General features: G+C 63.2%; 5 protein-coding genes. 4 read left to right on the forward strand and 1 reads right to left on the reverse strand.

Annotation, left to right across the window (positions count from 1 at the left end; genetic code table 11):
* Positions 1 to 346: 346 nt before the first annotated feature.
* Positions 347 to 913, forward strand: coding sequence for a hypothetical protein (locus RIF72_RS19495; protein WP_309076443.1), 567 nt, complete (start codon positions 347 to 349; stop codon positions 911 to 913).
* A gap of 38 nt (positions 914 to 951) precedes the next feature.
* On the opposite strand, the gene RIF72_RS19500 is transcribed toward RIF72_RS19495, so the two are convergent.
* A complete protein-coding gene (locus RIF72_RS19500) occupies positions 952 to 1,167 on the reverse strand; it encodes a helix-turn-helix domain-containing protein (protein ID WP_230117004.1) in 216 nt (71 codons plus the stop codon).
* 151 nt (positions 1,168 to 1,318) lie between these two features.
* Here RIF72_RS19500 and RIF72_RS19505 point away from each other — a divergent pair, with 151 nt between their 5' ends.
* The 3 genes from RIF72_RS19505 to RIF72_RS19515 form a co-directional block, all read left to right on the forward strand.
* Positions 1,319 to 1,960, forward strand: a complete 642-nt coding sequence (locus tag RIF72_RS19505) for a hypothetical protein (protein WP_309076444.1) — start codon at positions 1,319 to 1,321, stop codon at positions 1,958 to 1,960.
* Entirely contained in the window at positions 1,957 to 3,267 is a 1,311-nt protein-coding gene (locus RIF72_RS19510; protein WP_309076445.1) for a P-loop NTPase, read from the forward strand. The genes RIF72_RS19505 and RIF72_RS19510 overlap by 4 nt, the downstream gene beginning before the upstream one ends.
* A 58-nt stretch (positions 3,268 to 3,325) precedes the next feature.
* A partial coding sequence (locus tag RIF72_RS19515; RefSeq protein ID WP_309076446.1) for an NAD-glutamate dehydrogenase occupies positions 3,326 to 7,604 on the forward strand: 4,279 nt, incomplete at its 3' end.

Here is a 7,604-nt window from a genome sequence, read left to right on the forward strand (position 1 = left end):
CGCTCCGAGGATGACTGCCAGCGCTCCAGCATGACCAGTCCACTGAAGACCAGGAAAACTCCGAGACCCAAAATGGCACCGGCCATGGAGACATCTGCTGCCCGGCTTGATGAGCTGTTCGTGGAGCCATGCATGGGGTGTCCTTGAGGGTTGTGCGCGATAAGCAGCAGGCTGCTTCCAGCAGTTTCAGGAGCTAAGCAATCCCGAAGATGGCGGGCTTTGATGCTGTTTGATGCAGTTTGATGCTGTTCAGTACCGATAGGTTCAGCCTGCAGCACTTAGTCCTTTTTGTCTAGGGCTCTGTGGGAACGTTGACGGCGGCTGAGGCACCCCCTACGCTTGCGCAATGCGATGGGATTCCCTCTTCGAAGACCTGGAGGCGCAGCTGTGGGCGGAAGACAGGCTGAACTTCGAGAGTGAGATTTCGGAGCGCGCCCGGGTGGAGGATGCCGCCGTCGGCCTATCTGACCGCTTGCGGGCGTCCACAGGCCAGCTCATAGGGGTCGGCCTTCTGAGCGGCGCAGTCATCGAAGGTACTTTGGCGCATGCCGGAGCGGAAGCCTTGCTGATCAACGACGGGCGTCACCAGGTTCTTGTGCCCTATACGGCGGCCACCCGCTACGAAGGACTGGGGCGCGGTGCCCAGGGCGAACCCTCCGCTGCGCGTAGGAATTTGGGGATGGCAGGTTCTCTTCGCGCCCTGGCCCGTGACCGGGCGGAGCTGGCGATCAGTCTTCTGAGATATGACAGCCAGCCGGTAGTACATGGAGTGGTGGACAGGGTAGGACGGGACTACTTCGACCTCGCGATAGTGCCTCCCGGCGAGGCACGCCGCCACGGCAATGTGTCCCGGGTGTGGACCGTACCGTTTGCGTCGTTGGCAGCTATCAGATCGCTGCGCGACCCGGGATAGCCACACCGGCATAGCTACAAAGATGCCCGGCTACACGGCTACACGGACTTCGACTTGGCTTCCTCGATCATCCGGCTTGCTTCGGCGTACCGCTCCTCGATGTATTGCTCCAGCATTTTTTCTTCAACACGCCACTGTCCGCGCCCGCCAACCTGGATGGCCTTGAGCTCTCCGCTGCGGACCAGGGCGTAAGCAGCGGGCGAATTGATCTGCAACTGTTCTGCTACGTCGGCGAGTGTAAGAAAGCGGGGCATGGATCCATTTTGCCACCGATACCGCCGTGGCGATGCGTTTATCCACAGTTTGTGCCAACGGCGGCCTGTGACTTCCGGTTAAGGGCCGATGCCGTGACAATGGGGGAGTCCGGACGTGGTCCGGCCGCCGAGGTGAACCAGGGGGAACACAATGACCGATGCGGCAGCACAAGAAGCAGCCCGGCTGAAAAAGCCATCGTGGAGGGATCCGCGACTGCTGGTGGGGATACTGCTGGTGCTGGCCTCGATTGGTGGAGTGGTGGCCTTGGTCGGCAGTGCTGACCAGACGACCGAGGTCTATGCCGCAAAGGATGCCATCGGCGTCGGAGAGGCGCTGGCTGAAGACAGCCTGACCAGGGTGAAAGTCCGGCTGGGCGATGTGGAGGGGCTGTACTTTCCCGTCTCGGCGGGCCTGCCCGAAAACCTCGTCGCACTTCAACGGGTGGGCAAGGACCACCTCCTGCCGCGTGAGAGCCTGGGCCTGGCGGACGAGCTGGATCGGAAACCTGTAGCCGTTACCGTTCAAGAGGGGCTGCCCGAGCAGGCTGTGGCCGGAACCAGGGTCGACGTCTGGGTCGCACTGCCTGACGCGGGAAACGGCTTCAGCGAACCCGCTCTTCTCCTGGCCGGTGCCGAGATCGCACAGGTTACGCCAGGTTCTACCGCACTGGGCGCAACCAGGTCCACGGAGCTCATGGTTCTGGTCGGCGACACCCAGATGCCCGCCCTGCTGAACGCGCAAGCCAACGATGCCAGGATCGCCGTCGTCTGGAATCCCGGAGGCCGCCCGTGAGTATCCCGGTCGTCACCGTCGGCCAGTCCCGCGATGACCTGGTGGGTGGGCTGGAACGGTTGCATGGGCCGGTAACCGTGGTGCGGCGCTGTGCGGAGCTCGCGGAACTGATGGCGGCCTGCCAGAGCGGGCTGGCCCGGGCTGCAATAGTGGCCGAGGGCAGCGAGGAACTGACGGCGTCCCTCGTGGACAGGCTGGGTGCGGTTGGCGTTGTGATTATTGCCCTGACCGACAACCCGGAGGAGGCATCCAGGCTTCGCGGACTGGGGGTGGCGTCAGCACCGTCAGGTGTAAAGCCGGCCGCTTTGGCAGGAACAATTTCCGACGCCGTAGCGCGCCAGGCCCAGCACGGCAGCAGTGCCAGCCCCAGGCCCGGCAGCCTCGCGGACCCGGGGGCTGCGGCGACAGTGGTGCTGGGTGGGACCGAGGAGTACCGGACCCCGGCCGGGCCGGGACGTATCATCGCCGTCTGGGGTCCGGCTGGTGCCCCGGGCCGGACATTCGTCGCTGCGAACATGGCCGCGGAGCTGGCAGCGGAGGGGAACAAGGTCCTGCTGATAGATGCGGACAGCTACGGCGCCAGCATTGCGGCAGTGCTAGGACTGCTGGATGAGTCAGCGGGATTTGCGCAGGCTTGCCGGCTTGCTGACCAGGGGCTTCTTGACACCAAATCCCTGGACAGGCTTGCCGTGTCCGTCGCTACCAAAGCCGGAACTTTTCGTGTCCTGACCGGCATCACCAGGGCGGGACGATGGACGGAATTGCGGCCGGCAGCGCTCGCAACGGTTTTTGGGCACGCCCGCGAACTGGTCGACGTCGTGGTGGTGGATGCAGGCTTCTGCCTTGAGAGCGACGAGGAACTGAGTTTCGACACCATGGCTCCCCGCAGGAACGGAGCAACCCTGCGCTGTCTTGAGCTGGCAGACACGGTCTACGCCGTAGGAGCCGCTGATCCGGTTGGCGTGCCACGGCTGGTCAGGGGACTGGCGGAACTGGTCCAAGCCGTGCCCGCCGCTACGCCCCGGGTGCTCTTCAACAAGGTACGGCCCGGAACCGTAGGCCGTGATCCGGAACGCCAGCTTCGTGAAGCGTGGGACAGGTACGGTCCTTCCGCGGCCATCTCTGCTTTCCTGCCCTGGGACCAGAAAGTCGCCGACGCGGCCCTGCTGGCAGGATCGCTTCTCCTGGAAGTCGCTCCCGACAGCGCCCTACGGCAATCGATCTCCAACCTCGTTTGTGCACCCCGACAGCAAAGCAGGCGTTCTTCTGTTCCCCTATCTACAGCACGCAGGAGGGCAAAGGCATAGGCTCACAGTAAGAGCTGCAAAGAGGCAGCACCGAAAGAGCTTTTGGAGGCGTTTGTCGATGTCGTCTGGATCCAACGTTGCGGATCACCCGGTCCTGGACAGCTCCGAGGGAAGCTTCCTGGCCGACTATTACCAGCACCTTCCGGCCGACGACGCCGATGCGTACCCGCCGGGGTTGCTTGAGCAACGGGCTTTCGTCCACCGGCGCCTCGCTGAGGAGCGCCTCCCGGGCAACGCCATCGTATCGATTGTCGATGAGGATGAACGCAGCGTCGTCTACGTTGTCACGGATGACATGCCGTTCCTGGTCGACTCCGTCAATGCCGAACTGGTCCGGCAGGATCTGGCCATTCATCTGGTGATTCACCCGTTGTTTGTCGTCCGGCGGAACCGTGAAACCGGGAAGCTCGTGGGTACCGACCGGGTGCCTGCACATATGGGTATCTCCAGTGGTGACACCGCCGCTATGCCGAACCTCTCGCACCTCATAGGGGTAGGGGATAACGCCTCCCACATGGAGTCCTGGATCGCCGTCGAAATCGACCGGCCCGCCGACAGCCGCCGCGAGAACCTGATTGCGGGTCTGGAAAAGGTCCTTGCCGACGTTAGGGCCGCCGTCGAAGATTGGCCGTTGATGCGGGCAAAGGCCCGTGAGATAGCTGACGGACTGCGGGAGGTGGCCCATCCTGAGCACATCTCCGAGATCCGTCAGGCAGAGGAACTGCTCCGTTGGCTGGACGAGGGCAACTTCACGTTTCTTGGCTACCGGGAGTACGACCTCGTTACCGTCGACGGCGAAGACGTGCTGGAGATGCGCGAGGACAGCGGGCTCGGACTGCTGCGGTCCCGCCGCGATACTCCGCATATCCAGCACCTGACGGAGACCGGCCGCCGCAAGGCACGGGAAAAGCGCGCCCTGATCATTACCAAGGCGAATTCACGGTCGACGGTCCACCGGTCCGCGTATCTGGACTACATCGGAATCAAAAGCTTCGACGCGGCGGGCAATGTCAACGGAGAACGCCGCTTCATCGGGCTGTTCGCCACAAGCGCCTACGCAGGATCAGTCCGCGAAATACCCATTGTCCGCGAGAAGGTTAAGGCCGTCCTGGACACCTCCGGTTTCCCGCCGGACTCGCACTCCGGCAAGGACCTGCTCGGGATCCTGGAAACCTATCCACGCGATGAGCTATTCCAGATGGACGTTCCCGAGCTCACCGAAACGGCAGCGCGGATTCAGCGGCTTCAGGAGCGGCGGCGGACCCGTCTGTTCCTGAGGCCGGACATCTACGGCCGCTTCATGTCGGCCCTGGTTTTCCTCCCCCGGGACAGGTACACCACCAACGTGCGGCTGCGCATCGAGGAAGAACTGCGCGCCACTTTCCAGGCGGAGTCCATAGACTACGAGGCCCGCATGACCGAGTCCGCCCTTGCCCGTCTGTTCTTCCGGATCCGGTTGCCAAAGGACGCGGATGTCAGCCACGTCAACGCGGACGAATTGGAAAAGCGCCTGGTCAGGGCCGCCCGCTCCTGGAGTGAGGGCATCACCGAGGTGCTTCGTGACCGCCTGGGTGACGAACGCGGCAAGAAGCTGGCTGCGTTGTGGGCAGAGGCGTTCCCGGCAGGATACCGGGTCGACTACGAGGTCGAAGATGCGCTGGAAGACATCGAGCGGTTCGAACGCTACGGCGCTCAAGCTGAGGCCGACGGCAGGCCCGTACCGGAAAAGCCCGGGGTGCACGTTTACCTTCCCCCCGGAGCCGGGGAATCACTGGAGGAAGATGCCCGGGTCAAGCTCTACATGCTTGAACCCCGCAGCCTCAGCAGGATTCTGCCGTACTTCCACCATCTCGGACTGGAAGTCCTTGATGAGCGCCCGTTCGAAATTGAGACTGCGGACAACCGCGACTTTTTCCTCTACGACCTCGGACTGAAATACCCGGCCGGTGTTGATCCGGTACAGACCGGCGGGCTGCTGGCCGACTTCTTCGGTGCCGCAGTAACGGGGGAACTGGAGTCAGACAGTTTCGACCGGCTGGTGCTGCGCGAGGGGATGACCTGGCGGTCCATCACGGTCCTACGGGCGTACGCGAGGTACATGCGCCAAATGGGCAACACCAATTCGTTCGAATTCATGGCCGACACCCTCCTGGCGAACCCGAAGGTCACAAAGGGGCTCAGTGCCCTCTTCGCCGCCCGTTTCGATCCCGAACTGCACGACTCCGAGCGGGATATGGGGCAGGAAACAGCCCGCAAAGAGCTCATTTCCGCTATCGACGAGGTAGCGACGCTCGACGCCGACCGGGTTCTGCGCACGTTCCTTAACCTCATCGAATCGACGCTGCGCACCAACTATTACCAGGAGAAGGAGTACCTCAGCTTCAAGCTGAACCCCGAAAACATCGAGGGCCTCCCGTTCCCTCGTCCGATGTTTGAGATCTGGGTGTACTCCCCGCGGGTGGAAGGCGTGCACCTGCGATTCGGCAAGGTCGCAAGGGGCGGGTTGCGCTGGTCTGACCGCCGTGAAGACTTCCGCACCGAAATCCTCGGTCTGGTTAAGGCGCAAACCGTCAAGAATGCCGTGATCGTCCCCACGGGAGCCAAAGGCGGGTTCTTTGCGAAGCGTCTTCCTGATGCTGCAGTGGACCGGGCTGCCTGGATGGCCGAAGGCGTGGAGAGCTACAAGACGTTCATTAGGGGTCTTCTCGATCTGACGGACAACCTCGTTACCGGCACGGACGGCGAGCGGCTTGTGCCGCCGTCGTCGGTTGTTCGGCACGACGGCGATGACTCGTACCTGGTGGTCGCGGCAGATAAGGGGACGGCGACCTTCTCCGACATCGCCAACGGCCTCGCCGCCGAGTACGGCTTCTGGCTGGGGGACGCCTTCGCCTCCGGGGGGTCTGTGGGCTACGACCACAAAGCGATGGGCATTACGGCCCGGGGTGCGTGGGAGTCGGTTAAGCGCCACTTCAGCGAACTGGACGTGGATACGCAGTCGGAACCCTTCACCGTGGTGGGCGTGGGCGACATGTCCGGCGACGTCTTCGGCAACGGCATGCTGCTCTCCGAGCACATCAGGCTGCTGGCCGCGTTCGACCATCGGCATATTTTCCTCGATCCCACTCCGGATGAGGCGGTTTCCTTCGCCGAAAGGCGCCGGCTGTTCAATTTGCCCCGGTCCTCCTGGGATGACTATGACAAGTCGCTGATCAGCGAGGGCGGCGGCGTGTACCCCCGGCAGGCGAAATCCATTCCCATCAGTCAGCCCGTCCGGACTGCCTTGGGCCTTCCCGAAGATACTGTCCGGCTGAGCCCGCCCGAATTGCTGAAAGCCATCCTGCTGGCGCCGGCCGATCTGCTGTACAACGGCGGCATCGGCACCTATGTCAAGGCCAGCACCGAAACCAACGCCTCGGTGGGGGACAAGGCCAACGACGCTATCCGGGTCGATGGCCGGGACCTGCGTGTGAAGGTTGTCGGCGAAGGTGGAAACCTCGGCATGACCCAGCGCGGGCGGATCGAGGCAGCACTGCAAGGCGTCATCTTGAACACCGATGCCATCGACAACTCTGCGGGGGTGGACTGCTCCGACCACGAGGTCAACATCAAGATTTTCGTTGACCGCATGGTGGCTGCCGGCAAGCTGTCCGCCGATGAGCGTGCCGGGTTCCTCGCGTCAATGACCGACGAAGTGGGCCGCCTGGTGCTGCAGGACAATATCGACCAGAACATCCTGCTGCTCAACGACCGGATGCGGGTTGCGGAGTGGAGCCCCAGCTATGAGCGGCTGATGGATTGGCTGGAAGCCCGTGCCGACCTGAACCGCGACCTGGAAGCCCTTCCCAGCACCGCTTCCTTGCACGCACGCCTGGAGCAGGGCCAGGGCCTGACCTCCCCGGAGCTGTCAGTGCTGGCTGCGTACGCGAAGATCGAGCTGGCCACGGCACTGCGGGACAGCAATCTGGCCGACGATCCGTGGTTCCGCAGCACACTGCGGTCCTACTTCCCGCGCCAACTCCAGGAGCGGTTCGACGCCGAACTGGATACCCATCCGCTGCGCAGGGAAATCATCGCCACAGTGGTCGCAAACGACATGATCAACATGGGCGGCATTACCTTCGTCTTCCGGGTCATGGAAGAGACGTCCGCCAGCGAGGTCGCGGTTGCCAAGGCCTTTGTTGCCATGCGGGAAATTTACGAGCTCGATGCCATGACCGAGCAGCTGAACAGCCTGCCGGCGTCGTTCCCTACGGAGCGCTGGAGCACGGTACACCTGGATATCCGGCGGCTTCTGGACAGGGCGGTACGCTGGCTCATCTCCGAAGGCGGGACGT

Origin of the sequence: Paenarthrobacter sp. (genome assembly GCF_031180005.1) — a bacterium.
Lineage (GTDB): Bacteria > Actinomycetota > Actinomycetes > Actinomycetales > Micrococcaceae > Arthrobacter.

Bases quoted from the DNA above. Each gene is read 5' to 3' on its own strand.
- RIF72_RS19495 (WP_309076443.1), top strand. From the start codon at position 347: ATGCGATGGGATTCCCTCTTCGAAGACCTGGAGGCGCAGCTGTGGGCG.
- RIF72_RS19505 (WP_309076444.1), top strand. From the start codon at position 1,319: ATGACCGATGCGGCAGCACAAGAAGCAGCCCGGCTGAAAAAGCCATCG.
- RIF72_RS19500 (WP_230117004.1), bottom strand. From the start codon at position 1,167: ATGCCCCGCTTTCTTACACTCGCCGACGTAGCAGAACAGTTGCAGATC.